This is a genomic window from Carboxydocella sp. JDF658, assembly GCF_002049395.1.
Classification (GTDB): domain Bacteria; phylum Bacillota.
In genome coordinates this window covers 1-291 of the sequence record NZ_BDLR01000187.1, presented here as the reverse complement: position 1 = coordinate 291, position 291 = coordinate 1, and the positions used below count along the sequence as shown (strand labels likewise).

General features: G+C 57.4%; 1 pseudogene. It reads right to left on the bottom strand.

From position 1 onward, the window contains the following. A pseudogene (locus JDF658_RS13575) lies at positions 1-291 on the bottom strand (IS200/IS605 family accessory protein TnpB-related protein); the annotation flags it as partial.

Genomic DNA, 291 nt, shown 5'->3' with positions numbered 1-291 from the left:
CGCCAGGCGGAAGTCCTGTCCGTCATAAAATATCTTAATGTTGGGGTTGCCTCCCTTGCTCTCGTCTCCCCGGGAGTAGAGGCGATTCCTGCGGGCGTGCGGCCATTTTTCACGGGCGGCCCGGCCCTGGCAGACCTTTTCCCACAGCCTTCTGCCCCCAAAGACTACCTCTGGTATTGTCCCCTTCTCCTGGTAATCCTTCAGTTCAGCCAGCCTTTTTGCCAGTGAAACCACCCGCTTGTTCCGCCCCTTGACTGCCAGGCGGAGCTTTTCAATAACTTCTGAAGCAGC